The sequence below is a fragment of the Fimbriimonas sp. LA-C6 genome (assembly GCF_055398105.1).
Window position 1 is genome coordinate 1,604,483 of sequence record NZ_AP038796.1, and the last position, 14,533, is coordinate 1,619,015.

A 14,533-nucleotide genomic window follows, 5' to 3' on the forward strand; every position below is an offset into this window, starting at 1 on the left:
GGTCTGTGAATGTTAAGATTATTTTCTACCGTTTGGAGAGTAATACGATAAACTTGACTGGTTTCTTGAGAGCAAGGACACAGTAATAATCCCATGAATAACAAACTTTCTTTCGCTGCCCTCGTACTGTCGGTAGCAATTGCCGGCTGTGGTTCCGGCAGTAAGTCGGAGTCTGCCGCACCGGAGATCGCCACCGGGCCGGTCAAAGGCAATATCGAACTCGTCGCCTTTCAGGGCGGTTTCAATATCGACCTCTACGAGAAGTTTGCGAAGGATTTCGAGGCAAAGAATCCCGGCACCAAGGTGAAGGTCTCAGGTAGCCCAGAAGTTTGGAAAGAGCTTCAGCCTCGTTTTGTTTCGGGAGATGTTCCTGACCTCACCTTCCCAGGCTGGGGCCTCCACCCTTGGGTCAACGCCGAGGAAGATCAGCTCGTTCAGCTTGATAAGATCCTAGAAGGCAAGCCTTACTCGGGGTCCGGCACCTGGAAAGACACCTTCGAGCCATCGCTCCTCGCGCTTGGGCAGATGGAAGGCAAGCAGTACATGCTGCCTTACTACTTCAACGTCCTCGGCTGGTACTACAACCCCAAGCTGTTCGCCCAGAACGGTTGGACCGCTCCTAAAACCTACGAAGAGCTGCTCGCACTCTGCGCGAAGATCAAAGCCAAGGGCCTTGCACCCATCACATACCAGGGCAAGTACCCAGAGTACATGGAGTGGGGAATGTTCCTTCCTTGGGTTCAGAGCATTGGAGGAGCCGACGCAATCAAGGACGCCGAGAACCTCGTTCCAGGCGCTTGGAAGTCACCTGCAGTTCTGCAAGCGGCCAAGATGCTGAAGGAGCTGAAAGACAAAGGCTACTTCCAGGATGGCGCGGCTGCTCTCACGCACACCATCTCTCAGCAAGAGTTTCTCGACGGCAAGGTTGCCATGATCCCCTGCGGCACGTGGCTCCCTACAGAAATGCAGAAAACGATGCCGAAGGATGCCTCTTTCCAGTTCATGCTGACGCCTGTGGTGACCGGCGGCAAGGGTGACCCTAGCAGCGTCCATATCAGCATCGAGCCATGGATGATCCCAAGCAAGGCAAAGAACATCGCAGGCGGCGTGGCACTGTTCAAGTACATGACCTCCCTCGAAAAGGCGAAGGAGTTTGTCGAGAAGAAAGGAACTCTCATGGCGATCAAGGGATCGGACCAAGTGACCTTGCCAGAGCCTTTGAAGGCACCAGCCAAGATCTTCAAGGACAGCAAGCACGTGTGGGCAGTTCAGTTCCGACAGTGGTATCCAGAGCTGGATAAAGAGGTTCAGAACTCACTCACTTCTCTCATGAGCGGTGATCTGACTCCTGAAGCATTCGCTGACCGCCTTGAGGCAGCAGCCGAAAAGACACGCAAAGACGCTAACGTTACGAAGCACAAGTTGTAACCCATGAACACCCACCTGGCACTGATCGCCGCTATGAGCATGTCTGTTATCACCAATGCAATCGCCGGTCCGCTGCCAGAGTGGGACGGAAAGTCCGAGAATGCCGACTGGCTTCTCGGACGAACTCGCACCAAAGCAGGAGTATTCAAGGGCGAGTCCTCGTCTGAAATTGTTCTTGCAAATGGCCTCGTCTCACGCACCTTCCGAATCAGCCCCAACGCGGCCACAGTCGGCTTTGACAACCTCGTCACTGGCGAAGCCCTCCTTAGAGCAGTCAAACCCGAAGCATCCCTCAATATCGACGGGAAGCAGTGGAACGTTGGCGGCTTAAAGGGCCAGCCCAACCTCGCCTTCCTCCGCCGTGACTGGCTGGAGCATCTGACGAGCGATCCCAACGCCTTCCAGTTCGACGGCTATGAGCACGGATTAGCCGCTGAGCGAATTCCATGGAAGCGCTGGAAGCTATCGCCAAAAACCCCTTGGCCACCCAAAGGCGTCTCGCTCACTCTCTGGTTCAAAGCCCCAAGCACCGAGCTACAAGGCATCCGAGTGGGTGTTCACTACGAGCTGTACGACGGACTGCCACTCATTTCAAAATGGCTCACCGTCGAGAACAAGTCTTCCAAGTCCATCCGCATCGAAAACTTCTCCTGTGAAATCCTTGGGATGGTAGAAGGTGAATCGAATGTGGACGCGTCCCCAACTTGGGTCTTGCCCAACCTCACCGTGGTCACCAACTACTCCTTCGGCGGAATGGGTGTCAACAACTCCAACCGAACAGTGAATTGGGAGACTGACCCTGAGTACGGGACTCAAGTCAACTACGACAAAAAGACCCCGTGCGTGCTGGAAGTTAAACCCCCGATTGGCCCATCCACCGACCTAGAGCCAGGAAAGAACTTCGAGAGCTTCCACGTTTTCGAGATGTCGCACGACTCCACCGAGCGTGAACGGATCGGCTTAGGAGTTCGCCAGCTTTACCGCGCCATGTCCCCCTGGGTTCTTGAGAACCCGTTGATGCTCCACCTCACCTCGACCGACCCCAAAGTCGCGTACCCAGCCATTGATCAGGCTGCCGAGTGTGGTTTTGAGATGATCATCTTCAGCTTCGGCAGCGGTCTCGATATGGAAGACGACTCCGAGGCGAACATCAAACGGTTCCGCGAGTACCGAGAGTACGCGAACAAAAAGGGGCTGATGCTGGGCGGATACTCCCTGCTCGCCAGCAGAAGGATCAACGACGAGAACGACGTCATCAATCCCAAGACGGGCAAAACCGGCGGAGCGATCTTTGGTGACTCGCCATGCCTGTGCAGCAAATGGGGCGAACAGTATTTCAAACACATCCAGCACTTCATCGAAGCCACGGGCTTCAACCTGCTGGAGCACGACGGCAGCTACCCTGGTGACTTCTGCGCCTCGACGTCCCACCCCGGCCACCGCGGCCTAGAGGACTCCCAGTGGAAGCAGTATGCCAAGATCGCTGAGTTCTATCGCTGGTGCAGACAGCAGGGTGTCTTCTTGAACGTGCCCGACTCCTACTTCCTCGCAGGTTCCAACAAGACCGGCATGGGCTATCGTGAGACCAACTGGTCCCTCCCACGCGACCAGCAGCACATCCATGCTCGCCAGAACCTCTTTGACGGCACCTGGCAGAAGTCGCCCAGCATGGGCTGGATGTTCGTGCCCCTCGTGGAGTATCAAGGCGGCGGCCCGGCGGCAACCATCGAGCCCTTGCACGAACACCTCGCCGACTACGAACAGCACCTCTTCAATAACTTAAGCTACGGCGCACAGGCTTGCTATCGTGGACCACGCCTTTACGATTCCCCAGAAACCAAAGCCATGGTCATCAAGTGGGTGAGCTGGTTCAAGAAATACCGCGCAATCCTAGAGTCGGACGTCATCCACATCCGTAGAGCAGACGGAAGAAACCTAGACGGCGTGCTCCACGTAAACCCTCAGTTGAAAGACAAGGGATTAGCGGCTTTTTACAACCCAACGGATAAACCGATTAAGCAAGACATCCGTTTTTCCGTGTACTATACTGGCCTGTCTTCCAATTGCCTTGTTTCCCAGGAAGACAAAAAGCCGAAACTGATGAAACTGACCGCAGATCACAAACTGCTATTGACCGTCGAACTCCCCGCTCACAGCTTTACCTGGTACGTTATTCGAGGTGCGAAATAGCCTCGATGGCACGCCGAAAGAAAGGGGACGGTCTCTTTATAGTATCGTTCCTAGCACCTGCCGTGATTCTCTACACGGTATTCGTGGTAGTACCGCTGATCCAGTCGTTCTATCTATCCCTTTACCGATGGAAAGGCGCTTCTGGGAAAAAGACCTTCCTAGGACTTGAGAACTTCAGCAACCTCGCACACGATAACACCTTCCTCCAGGCACTTGGCAACAACATTTGGTTGCTCGTTGTCTGCGGATTCGTGGTGATCACGGTAGGCGTGATGGTCGCCCACACCATGCAAGGCGATGGCAAAATGGCCAAAGTCGTGCGGGGCGTCGTGCTGTTCCCCCAAGTGGTCTCACTCGTTGTCGTGGCTGCACTCTGGGGCTTCCTCTACGATCCAGTACACGGCCTCCTCACCAGCGGCCTGAAGGCTCTGAACCTGAACGGTTGGATCCATCCATGGTTGGGCGATGCAAAAACAGCGCTTCCCTGCGTGGCCGTGACCTTTATTTGGAACGTCCTCGGCTTCTATGTGCTGCTGTTTGCTGCTGGAATCCAAGGCATCCCATCGGAAGTGCGTGAAGCGGCTGAGCTAGATGGTTCAGCAGGTCTCCACCGTTTTTGGAAAGTAACTTGGCCGATGCTCTGGTCGGTCAAACGCGTTGCCGGAACCTACATCGTCATCAACGTGATGAACGTCTTCACGCTCATCTACATGATGACCAACGGCGGCGACCCCGACCATCACACGGAAGTCACGCTTTCCTACCTCTACACCCAGTCTTTCGGAAGTAGCCACTTTGGCTACGGAGCGGCCATTGCAGTCGCAAGCTTTATCGCCTCTATGACACTTAGCGTTCTCGTGCTCTTCGTCCTTCGACGCGACCCACAGGAGGCCAAACGATGAGACGACCTACGATCAACTTGAAAGCCTTTGGAAAGGGCCTGATCAGTTCCGCCGTCATCCTGTTCATCATCAGCGTACTGCTACCCTTGGTTTGGGTACTCATCGCATCCCTTAAAACGGGACGTGAGATCGTTTCCACTCCATGGGGGCTTCCCGCGTCTCCGCAGTTCGATAACTATGTGCGGGCTTGGAATGAAGCCGGCATCAGTCGGTTCTTCTTCAATAGCATTGTCATCACGCTCGGAACGCTCGTGATTCTGCTGCCCGTCGGCGCGATGGCTGCTTACATCTTCGCTCGCTTCCCTTTCAAGGGTTCTAAGCTGATGTTCGGCGGATTCCTGGGTGGCATGATGTTCCCCAACTTCCTCATCATCATCCCGCTCTTCTTCCTACTCAAGAGCATCTCACTGCCAGGAACAGGACCCAACGGACTGGTCGACACCAAAACAGGTCTGATCCTCGTTTACGTCGCCTACTCACTCTCGTTCACGATCTTCGTTCTGACTGGCTTCTTCCAGACACTGCCGGGCGAGCTTGCCGAGGCAGCCGAGATTGACGGATGCAACCAGCACAAGACGTTCTGGAAAGTCATGTTCCCGTTGGTCCGCCCAGGTCTGCTGGTGGTCGGCATCTTCAACGCCATCGGTCTCTGGAACGAGTACGGTTTGGCGCTCGTTCTCTTGCCCGATGAAAAGAACCACACCCTGCCCCTTGGCATCGCCAAGATGACCGCCGTGGAGCACTACCAAAGCGACTGGGGTGCGCTTTTTGCTGGCCTCGTTATTGTCATGTTGCCGGTATTAATCGTGTATTGGATCTTCCGTGACAAGATTCAGCAGACAATGGTAGCAGGCGCAGTCAAAGGCTGACCCAACCCCAAATCCGATCACACGGACTCTCGAATATAGCCACGTTTTAGAGTCCGTGTTCACAATTTAAAGACATGATTTTGAAGTCGATTAACTACTGGTCGTTCCCCGGTGGTTTAGAAGGCGCCTACGACGTCATTGAATGCCTTGAGCGCGCCAAAGAGTTCGGCTTCCAAGCGGTAGAGCTGTGTATCGGCGAGTCTGGCGCCTTCGGCCTAGACGTCACCCAGACTCAATGTGAAGCCATCCGCCAGAAAGCGAACGATCTCGGGATCGCCATCCCCAGCGTCGCGAGCGGCCTCTATTGGCAACGTGCCCTCGGGGACATCGAAGAGGCCAACCGGGTTCAAGCCCTATCCGATCTCAAGAAGATGCTCAAGATCACTGGCTGGCTCGGGGCCAGAACTCTCTTGACGATTCCTGGTGCGGTGGAAGTGTTCTTCATGCCCGACAGACCCCGCATCCCCTATGCCCACGTCTACAAGCATGCGACCGAAGGAGTGAAACAGGCGCTTGAAACCGCCGAACAGTCTCGGGTCCGCATGGGCATTGAGAACGTCTGGAACAAGTTCCTCCTAAGCCCGCTGGAAATGGCCCAGTTCATCGACCAGTTTGCCAGTCCATACGTGGGCGCCTACGTGGATGTTGCGAACATCCTGCCGTATGGATACGCAGAGGATTGGTTGCGCACCCTTGAGAGCCGCGTAGTGGGTATTCATTTTAAAGATTTCCGCCGAAGTGTGGGTGTTTTAGATGGTTTCGTGGATTTGCTAGAGGGCGATGTAAATTGGCCCGAAGTGATGGCTGCTATTCGAGTGATCGACTATGACGGTCCAGTCGTCGCCGAAATGATCCCGTACTACGCTCACCACCCCATGACGCGGATTGCGAATACATCTCGTGCGATGGATTCGATTTTAGGAGCTGTTTGAAAATGCGTTTTGGTGTAATTGGCTGGGGTCTCAGAAGTTCGTTAGCAAAGACGGCACATAACCCCGATAAAGGAAGACATCTCGTTGCCCTCGCAGATCCCTCAGATGCTGCGAAAGCAGCATTCAAAGAATTTGCAGGCGAGGACGTCTTTGTGACCTCCGACTACTGCGAACTGTTCGACCAGAAGCTCGATGCCATCTTCGTGCTCTCGCCCGACTTTCTTCACGAAGAGCAGGCCATCGCTTGCCTCGAAGCAGGCGTTCCCATCTATCTGGAAAAGCCCATGGCGATCACGATCGAAGGATGCGATCGAGTGCTGGAAGCCGCCCAGAGAACCGGAACGAAGCTCTACGTTGGCCACAACATGCGCCACTTCGGCGTCATCCGCAAAATGCGCGAGTGGATCCAAGAAGGACTCATCGGCGAAGTGAAGACCGCTTGGTGCCGCCACTTCGTAAGCTACGGCGGCGAGGCCTACTTCAAGGACTGGCACGCAGACCGCTCGAAGTCCAAAGGACTCCTGCTTCAGAAAGGCTCTCACGACATCGACATCCTCCACTGGCTATGCGGCGGCTACTCCAAGCGCGTGACCGCTATGGGCAAGCTCATGGTGTATGGCGACATCACCGACCGACAGCAGCCCGGAGAGCGAATCCCAGTTGAGTTCAAAAAGACTTGGCCTCCTGAATCCATCACCCAGGTCTATCCCATTACCGATGTGGAAGACGTGAGCATGATGCTGATGGAGCTCGACAACGGAGTGCTCGCCTCTTACCAGCAGTGCCACTTCACCCCCGATGCCTGGCGCAACTATACGGTTATTGGAACGCGCGGTCGCATTGAGAACTTTGGCGACGCACCCGGAAAGTCTGTCGTGCGGCTCTGGAACGAGTCGCGATACGGATACGCCGAACAAGGCGACCTAGAACACCGAGAGCCAGAGGCAGAAGGCGGCCACGGCGGCTCCGATGAGCTCACGCTGGCGGAGTTCATCAACTATCTGGAGACCGGCGAAGAGACCGACTGCACACCAATCGCCGCTCGCATGAGCGTTGCTGCCGGGTACGCAGCGACCGAATCTCTTCGAAACGGAAGCATTCCGGTCGATATTCACTAGTGTAAATCGGACCTGCCTTCGCATTTTTGGGAGGCAGGCTGTTTTGTCACGCGTCGTCACGGGCACTGTCACGTTGGTTGTGGAGAATCAAAACACGACTCTCAGTGAGTGTCTGTGTGACTTATGGACAGAACGACCCGGCCCAACTCAATTACGGCGAGCGAAGTGCGCGCACTTCAGCAATCCTTCATGGCCGTGGTCCCCAGGTCGGACATCGCCGCCGACCACTTCTTCCTCTTCGTTTTCGATCGCTATCCCGTGCTAAGAACCGTCTATTCAAAAGATCTGATCAATCTCGGCGACGAAATCATGATGCGGCTGGCGATGGTCGTCCAAAGCACACCTCGTTATGAAGAGTTCAAAATGCACGTCCGCGGCCTGCTGAACCTGTTGGTCCCCAGCAGTTTTCCCGGGGTCTCCAAGACGGAGATTCTCGAACTACTCGTGACCGCTTTCACTACGGCCGCAGAAGAACCGCTGCACGTCCACGAAGAGCGTGCATGGGAACTGTTGCTCCAACATCTCATCTTTCAGGCAAACGAGCCAGCGCACACCCAAAAAGCTAGGCTAGATTAAAATTTAAGAGTTGGTCACAATACCTGCTTAGTAGTGAAGCACTCCCGGAACAGCACAAACCGGGGTAGTTTGTGAGCATGCCTCCAACGACTTCATCACAGCGGTAGCCCATGCAGTCCTGGAAAATACAGCTATTCGGATCACTTGCCGTTCAGGGCACAAACGGGGTCATCTACGACCGGTTTGAAACCAAGCGATCTGCGCAGATCTTGGCTAGGCTCGCCATCTCAAAGAACGGTGTGGCATCGCGAGAAAGTCTTGCTGACCTACTGTGGCCCGATGACTATTACGACGCCACACGCGTGAGGCTACGCCAAGAGCTGAGCCGACTTCGTCGCTCACTCGGTTTGGCCAGCACCCTCATCGAAGCCGATCTAGAACACGTTCGGATGAATCAGTCCGTCGTGACGACAGACCTCGGTGACTTCTATGAGTGCTGCAAAAAAGTTTCCAGTTCGTTACTGGCAAGCGAACAAATTGAGTTCGGAGAGCGGGGTCTGAGAATATCGGACACCGACCTCTTGAAGGGCTGGGACGACGATTGGGTTGAGGTGGAACGGAGCCGAATCGTACGTCACCGCGTCAAGCTGGCCATCGCCCTCGGCGAAATCCACCGCGACGCCGAGGAATTTGAGAAAGCGCTCGAGTTCGCACGGTCGGCCGTAGAGCAAGATCCATTTTCTGAAGCAGGCTATATGCTCGCCATGCAAGCTCTTGGCAACATGGGCGAGGTTGTGGACGCGCTGGCTCAGTTTCAACAGATGCGCCGTGTGCTTCGAGAGGGCCTCAACAAAAGCCCCTCGGAATCAGCGGTCGAGTTGATGGAACAGCTCAAAAGTGGAGCGTTTGTCTCATCAAAAACTCAAACAAGCCATCTGATAGAACTCGCGAAACCTCGATTGCCGATGCCGATCGATCGGTTCTTCGGTCGTGAAACAGAGCTTGAGAACGTCGTCAATCAGCTTCGTGGCAACGATGGCAAAAAAAGCCGACTCGTCACGATCTTGGGCATGGGTGGTATCGGAAAAACGCGCCTCGCCATGGAGGTTGCACTCAAGCTGGATGGTGCCTTCGCAGACGGGCCGAGATTCCTCAACCTTGCGGATGTACAAGACTCCAAACGGTTCGCTGAGACCCTCCTGTTGTCCGTAGGACTCCAAGTCCCGCCCAACGTCGACGCGTTCGAATACCTGACTCGTGTCATGCCCGACAAGAGTTGTCTGATCGTCCTCGACAACCTGGAGCAGCTACTGCCCGAACTCGCTGAACTCGTCAGAGCCCTTCTCCACCACAAGCCGCAACTGTCGCTTCTGATCACGTCTCGCATCCCACTCAAGATTACGGGAGAGCATCTTGTCCACCTTGAACCGTTGCCGGTCGAATCGTCCGAACAAAGCCCGGCAGTTCAACTCTTTGTCGATCAGGCCCAGTCGGTTAAGTCGACTTTTGAACTCACGGACGAGAATCGTGAAAGCGTGATCGCCATCGTGGAGCGCATGGAAGGAATTCCGCTCGCAATCCGAGTTGCGGCAGCCCGTATGCGGCTCATGACGCCGAAGCAGCTACTCGATCAGTTGACGGATCGACTGTCGATCATTCGCTCGGGCCTCTCCGACCTTCCAGAACGCCATCGCACCCTCCAGGTAGCAATCGACTGGAGCTTTAGACAGCTTCCAGACAGTGCGCAACAGTTCATGAAGCAGCTTTGGGCCTTTAGAGGTGGGTGGAACTTAGATCAGGCTGCACAGATCAGCGGCAATCTCGATGCGCTCCAAATGCTGGAGCTCCTCAACGACTACTCCCTCGTCAACATCGAAGACTCGCAAGACACCGTCCGCTTTCGAATGCTTGAGACGGTGCGCGACTATGTCGCGACCCAGATGGATGCCGATGAACTCCATAAGGCGTATCACGACCATAGTTCTGTTCTGCTCACTCTCATCAACCGATGCGTACCGCGTGAGGGAGAGCGCAGTGTGGTCGAGCACTTAAAGCTGGTTGATCACGAGATCGACAACCTAAGGTTCGCCCTCAAGTGGGTCGTCGATAACGACCTCGATCTGGCTATTAAAATCGGGGGCAGACTTTGGCGCTATTGGATGCAGCGCGGGCAGTTCCGAGAAGGATGCGACTACTTCGATCTGCTTCATCCAAAGATCCCCGCAGACTACGATCAACTTCTGAAGGTTGAATGCATTGTCGGGTATGCCAACCTCAAATATGCAGTCTCCGAGCTAGCCGACGCGCTCGCTCTTGCCGAGGAGGCTGCCTCGATTTTCCAAGAACTCCATGACCCCATCAGACAAGGTCATGCCCTTGTCCGACAAGCCTTGGTTGCCATGCGCCAAAGCAGGTTTGAAGACGCCATTCGTCTCCTAGACGAGGCGCTCTCCCTGAGCAGCCCAGCAAATCCAGGCCTCAACACTTTCATCTACAACACCCGGGCCTACGTGCTGTTCTACCAGTGCAAACTCGCCGAGTCTTTCGAAGCAATTCGTACCGCTTTTGAACTCGCTACCGAGTTTGATGACCCCTACGTGTTCAACGCCGTCGAGCTGAAATACGCCTGGGTCCTTTATGAACTTCAGCGCATGGAAGAAGCAAAGCCCTTAGCCGATGATGCACGTAAAAGAGCCTTAGGGCTGAGAGACAGCGGAAGATATGCCGCTGCCCTTGAGCTACCCGCGAGAATCGCATTCGAAGAGGGCGATCTCGAGACAGCGCAAACTGGATTTGAAGGTGCCCTAGAGTTATGGACCATCACCGGCGATCCACACCAAATCGCCGACCAAAACCTCTCCTTGGGCCGTGTAGCCTTCCAAAAGCGAGAACTCGACACGGCCTGGCAAAGAGCGACGTACGCACTTCAAGCGTGGACGAAGCTCGGAGATCACGGCGGGGTAAACGTAGCGCTCCACAGCCTGGCGCAGATCCATGCCTTCCAAGGCAGGCCACAATTAGCCGTTCACCTGATTTCTTCGTCGGACAAGAACCGACGTGACACGGGATTCACGGTTGTCGCGAGTGAGCTAAGATTCGTCGAATCGCTGACCGACTCGTTGCGGAAAAGCCTTGGGGAAGAGGCCTTCCAAAAGGCGTGGGACGAGGGACAGCAACTGGAACGCTCCACTGCCCTCAAGCTAGCCCTCACAAACAAGCCCTCTCTCGTCGTCTAATGAGCTTCCGCCAGCAAAGCATGAAGGTCCAAAGGCCGAGTAACCATTGCTAAATCGCCATTCTCCAGCCGAGGCCACTCACTCTCTGGACGGTCGCGATAAAGCTCCACACCGTTCCGATCGGGGTCGGTCAGATACAGTGCTTCGCTCACACCGTGGTCAGAAGCGCCATCTAACTTGATCCCAGCTTCCACCAGCCTCTTCAATGCGTCTCCCAAAGTCTGTCGGTCAGGATAAAGAATCGCCAAATGATAGAGTCCTGTGGTGCCCGGAGGCGGAGGAGTGCCTCCCTTGCTCTCCCACGTGTTCAAGCCGATATGGTGGTGATAGCCACCGGCGCTGATAAAGGCGGCAGACGACCCAAACTTCTGCATTAACTCAAAACCGAGAACCCCACAGTAAAACCCGAGGGCTCGATCAAGGTCGGCAACCTTCAAATGGACATGACCGATTCGAACACGTGGATCGAGAGACATCAGTTGTTATACGTTCGAGCTCCCTTCACTGTTGGCGCATCAGCCCACACCTGCTAATTCACCCTAGGAACCAACTGTTCCTTTGCGGAAATACAGGCACACAATGCAACGACTGCGCTCCATGTCACTTTTGTTCGCCGCAACTCTCTGCACACTTGCGTCAGCAACCACCGACAATAAAAACACGTATAACGCAGGTCGCTTCCGTGAAGCCTTGGGGATAGCCGCAATGATGACATTTAACGCTCCCCACACGGGTCTGGAGGCAAAAACCTTAGAAGGAAATCGACGGCTACTGCCATTCGCTCCACCAACTAATTAATCGTGGTTCGGCCGAGTGACTATCCCGCACGTCGAAGAGCACACGGTGAGTTACACGCTTACGGCTGCCTGCAAAACGAAACTCGATTTCGACCGAGCAAGCAACAGTTACACACTGACCATCCAAGGAATGGTTGGGGTCGATAACATCAGGCGTTTAGCTCCCTTCCGAGGAAAGTTCACTCGTCCGATCACCTTCAGTGAGACCTTTAGCTCAGGCGATTATGCCAACGCAGTGAAAGCACGATGGGATGCCGCCATCGCAGAGCTCAACAAGCCCGGACACCCTTGATGCTATCTCGGCGACGTTCAAGTAAACGTGACTGATCAGGAAGCCGGGATCAATCGACATCAATGGTTACCGTTACGAGTCCTGTTCAGCGTTGGCGCATCAACCCATGCGCCAACCTAGCGCGTAACCTGCTAATTCACCTTAGGAACCAAATGTTTCTTTGCGGAACTACAGGCACACAATGCAACCTCTGCGCTCCATGTCAATCTTGTTCGCTGCGACCTTATGCGTAGCTGCCTCAGCGACGAACGACAATACAAATTCGTACAATGCAGATCGCTTCAATCAAGCCTTTGCGAGAGCCATTGGGAGCAGCATTTACACTCCTCACACTGGCCTAGAGGTAGACGTGTGGAGAGGTAAGCGACCACTACAGGCCCCCCTAGGTCAGAACAACCAGAGTTGGTTTGCCCGAGCGATTCAGACGCACATCGAAGTTCACAATGTGAAATTCACTCTAAGTCCTGCATCCAAAACGAATCTAGTCTACGACTCACGACTCCACGCCTACACGCTCACCATCCCCGGTATGGATGGGGTCGATACTGTAACACCTCTGACCCAAATCGGAAGGCGCCACACAAGCCGGATTAAGTTCAGCGAGAACTTCAAGTCGGTCTCCGATGCCAACTCGGTCAAAGGACTTTGGGATGCCGCCATCGCAGAACTCAACAAGCCCGGACACCCCTGACACTGGGCAGGTGACCTTCAAGCGAACGTGACCAATTGCTACGGGTAGATCAATAGACATCGCTTGTTATAAGTACGAACTCCACTCGCTGTTGGCGCATCAACCCGTGCGCCAACGGAAGACCTAACCTGCTAATTCACCCTAGGAACCAACTGTTCTTTTGCGGAAAAACAGGCACACTATGCAACAACTTCGCTCCATGTCGCTCTTGTTTGCAGCCACACTGTGTACGGCAGCTTCCGCAATTAACGACAACACGAATTCATACAATGCAGATCGCTTCAATCAAGCCTTTACGAGAGCCATTGGGAGCAGCTTTAACACTCCTCACACTGGCCTAGAGGCAGACACATGGGTAGGTATGCGATCACTCAGACTATGCGCAGGTTGGAAAAAGCAGACTTGGGTTGCCCGAGCGACAGTTACAGGCATCGAAGTGCATACGGTGAGCTTCACGCTCCGGTCTACATCCAAAACGAGTCTCATCTACGACTCACGAATCCACGCCTACACACTCACCATCCCGGGTATGGATGGGGTCGACGAGGTAAAGCCTCTATCGTGCCTCAGAAAGCACCACATCCACCAAATTAAGTTCAGCGAGAGCTTCAAGTCGGCCTACGATGCCAACAGACTGAAAGCACTCTGGGATGCTGCCATAGCAGAACTCAACAAGCCCGGACATCCCTGACATAAGTGAGACGTAGAAGCCCGTGGCTTCTACGTCTCAAGCAAACCGAAGAGGCTTGAACGCGAAGGCGTAAGTCGCCTCGTTCACATAGGCCAAATCGACCTTCGGATCGAAAACAGCCTGCACCTGCGTCTTCTTGCTTCCCCAGGCGAACCCAGAGAATCCACCGAACGAAGGGATAATCGCCTGGTACGACCCGGTCACCGGGAACACCTGACCAAACAGCTTCATGATGCTCTCCAGTGAATAAGGGCAGAACACCAGGTTATCGGCCTGAGTAACCACAATCCCATCGTCCGAAAGCGCGTTCAAACAGTCGGTGTAAAACTCGGCCGTAAACAGCATCTCGCTCAGCGCGCCCTCTTCGTCCTCGTAGGTGTCGGTCGAATCGACCACGATGAGATCGTACTTGCGCGTGGCAGCCTTCACAAACGGAAACGCATCTTCAATGTGAAGGTGAACCCGTGGGTCATCAAAAGCACCCGCACTCAAAGAAGGCAGATGCTCCTTGGAAGCAAGCACCACTCCGTTGTCAATCTCCACCATGTCGATATGCTCAATGGTCTTGTGTCGGCAAAGCTCGCGAATCACGCCACCATCACCACCGCCAACCACCAGCGCCGACTTCGGTTCCTTCACCGCCATCAGCGGAATCTGCACCAGCGACTCGTGGTAAGCACGCTCGTCCATCTCCGTAAGCTGGATATGACCGTCGAGAAGGAGCAGTTTTCCGAACACTTCCGTGTCAATGATGTCGATCGTCTGAAAATCTGTCTTGGTGTGGAACAGATGAGACTTCGTCAAGACGTTCATCGACAGCTTGTCACTGCGGATCGGGAAAACCAGAGTGTCGTTTGGCACACTTGAATTG

At 54.6% G+C, this 14,533-nt stretch carries 13 protein-coding genes; 11 read left to right on the top strand and 2 right to left on the bottom strand.

The genetic code is table 11. The features are described from left to right. Positions 1–93 precede the first annotated feature (93 nt). The 8 genes from ACZ51B_RS07495 (at position 94) to ACZ51B_RS07530 (ending at position 11,191) form a co-directional block, all read left to right on the top strand. Positions 94–1,428 (top strand): ABC transporter substrate-binding protein, encoded by a 1,335-nt coding sequence (locus ACZ51B_RS07495; protein WP_464296614.1) that lies wholly within the window; start codon positions 94–96, stop codon positions 1,426–1,428. Between the two features lie 3 nt (positions 1,429–1,431). Next, complete coding sequence (locus ACZ51B_RS07500) at positions 1,432–3,618, top strand: alpha-galactosidase (RefSeq protein WP_464296615.1); 2,187 nt, start codon at positions 1,432–1,434, stop codon at positions 3,616–3,618. 5 nt (positions 3,619–3,623) lie between these two features. Further along, positions 3,624–4,520 carry a carbohydrate ABC transporter permease gene (locus ACZ51B_RS07505; protein ID WP_464296616.1) on the top strand — a complete coding sequence of 299 codons (897 nt, stop codon included), beginning with the start codon at positions 3,624–3,626 and terminating at the stop codon, positions 4,518–4,520. Next, positions 4,517–5,389, top strand: a complete 873-nt coding sequence (locus ACZ51B_RS07510) for a carbohydrate ABC transporter permease (RefSeq protein WP_464296617.1) — start codon at positions 4,517–4,519, stop codon at positions 5,387–5,389. The genes ACZ51B_RS07505 and ACZ51B_RS07510 overlap by 4 nt, the downstream gene beginning before the upstream one ends. Positions 5,390–5,463: 74 nt before the next feature. Continuing rightward, positions 5,464–6,321 (top strand): sugar phosphate isomerase/epimerase family protein, encoded by an 858-nt coding sequence (locus ACZ51B_RS07515; RefSeq protein WP_464296618.1) that lies wholly within the window; start codon positions 5,464–5,466, stop codon positions 6,319–6,321. Between the two features lie 2 nt (positions 6,322–6,323). Further along, positions 6,324–7,439 carry a Gfo/Idh/MocA family protein gene (locus ACZ51B_RS07520; protein ID WP_464296619.1) on the top strand — a complete coding sequence of 372 codons (1,116 nt, stop codon included), beginning with the start codon at positions 6,324–6,326 and terminating at the stop codon, positions 7,437–7,439. A gap of 123 nt (positions 7,440–7,562) precedes the next feature. After that, positions 7,563–8,015 carry a globin family protein gene (locus ACZ51B_RS07525; RefSeq protein ID WP_464296620.1) on the top strand — a complete coding sequence of 151 codons (453 nt, stop codon included), beginning with the start codon at positions 7,563–7,565 and terminating at the stop codon, positions 8,013–8,015. 110 nt (positions 8,016–8,125) lie between these two features. Next, positions 8,126–11,191 carry an AfsR/SARP family transcriptional regulator gene (locus ACZ51B_RS07530; protein WP_464296621.1) on the top strand — a complete coding sequence of 1,022 codons (3,066 nt, stop codon included), beginning with the start codon at positions 8,126–8,128 and terminating at the stop codon, positions 11,189–11,191. Here the strand turns inward: ACZ51B_RS07530 and ACZ51B_RS07535 are convergent. Beyond that, positions 11,188–11,667: a VOC family protein gene (locus tag ACZ51B_RS07535; RefSeq protein WP_464296622.1), complete on the bottom strand. Its 480-nt coding sequence runs from the start codon at positions 11,665–11,667 to the stop codon at positions 11,188–11,190. The genes ACZ51B_RS07530 and ACZ51B_RS07535 overlap by 4 nt on opposite strands. Positions 11,668–12,004: 337 nt before the next feature. On the opposite strand from ACZ51B_RS07535, the gene ACZ51B_RS07540 reads away from it, so the two are divergent. The 3 genes from ACZ51B_RS07540 to ACZ51B_RS07550 all read left to right on the top strand — a co-directional run bounded on the left by ACZ51B_RS07540 (position 12,005) and on the right by ACZ51B_RS07550 (position 13,662). Continuing rightward, complete coding sequence (locus ACZ51B_RS07540; protein ID WP_464296623.1) at positions 12,005–12,280, top strand: hypothetical protein; 276 nt, start codon at positions 12,005–12,007, stop codon at positions 12,278–12,280. A gap of 199 nt (positions 12,281–12,479) precedes the next feature. Next, entirely contained in the window at positions 12,480–12,971 is a 492-nt protein-coding gene (locus tag ACZ51B_RS07545; RefSeq protein ID WP_464296624.1) for a hypothetical protein, read from the top strand. A 181-nt stretch (positions 12,972–13,152) separates the two neighbouring features. After that, positions 13,153–13,662, top strand: a complete 510-nt coding sequence (locus ACZ51B_RS07550; RefSeq protein WP_464296625.1) for a hypothetical protein — start codon at positions 13,153–13,155, stop codon at positions 13,660–13,662. 36 nt (positions 13,663–13,698) lie between these two features. Here ACZ51B_RS07550 and speE read toward each other — a convergent pair whose 3' ends face one another. Then, positions 13,699–14,523 carry a polyamine aminopropyltransferase gene (gene speE, locus ACZ51B_RS07555; protein WP_464296626.1) on the bottom strand — a complete coding sequence of 275 codons (825 nt, stop codon included), beginning with the start codon at positions 14,521–14,523 and terminating at the stop codon, positions 13,699–13,701. Positions 14,524–14,533 lie beyond the last annotated feature (10 nt).

What these genes read in the sequence shown, in the direction of transcription:
- ACZ51B_RS07505 (WP_464296616.1), top strand. Translation starts at nt 3,624, where the DNA reads ATGGCACGCCGAAAGAAAGGGGACGGTCTCTTTATAGTATCGTTCCTA.
- ACZ51B_RS07550 (WP_464296625.1), top strand. Translation starts at nt 13,153, where the DNA reads ATGCAACAACTTCGCTCCATGTCGCTCTTGTTTGCAGCCACACTGTGT.
- ACZ51B_RS07515 (WP_464296618.1), top strand. Translation starts at nt 5,464, where the DNA reads ATGATTTTGAAGTCGATTAACTACTGGTCGTTCCCCGGTGGTTTAGAA.
- ACZ51B_RS07535 (WP_464296622.1), bottom strand. Translation starts at nt 11,667, where the DNA reads ATGTCTCTCGATCCACGTGTTCGAATCGGTCATGTCCATTTGAAGGTT.
- ACZ51B_RS07525 (WP_464296620.1), top strand. Translation starts at nt 7,563, where the DNA reads ATGGACAGAACGACCCGGCCCAACTCAATTACGGCGAGCGAAGTGCGC.
- ACZ51B_RS07545 (WP_464296624.1), top strand. Translation starts at nt 12,480, where the DNA reads ATGTCAATCTTGTTCGCTGCGACCTTATGCGTAGCTGCCTCAGCGACG.
- ACZ51B_RS07520 (WP_464296619.1), top strand. Translation starts at nt 6,324, where the DNA reads ATGCGTTTTGGTGTAATTGGCTGGGGTCTCAGAAGTTCGTTAGCAAAG.
- ACZ51B_RS07495 (WP_464296614.1), top strand. Translation starts at nt 94, where the DNA reads ATGAATAACAAACTTTCTTTCGCTGCCCTCGTACTGTCGGTAGCAATT.
- ACZ51B_RS07510 (WP_464296617.1), top strand. Translation starts at nt 4,517, where the DNA reads ATGAGACGACCTACGATCAACTTGAAAGCCTTTGGAAAGGGCCTGATC.
- ACZ51B_RS07530 (WP_464296621.1), top strand. Translation starts at nt 8,126, where the DNA reads ATGCAGTCCTGGAAAATACAGCTATTCGGATCACTTGCCGTTCAGGGC.
- ACZ51B_RS07500 (WP_464296615.1), top strand. Translation starts at nt 1,432, where the DNA reads ATGAACACCCACCTGGCACTGATCGCCGCTATGAGCATGTCTGTTATC.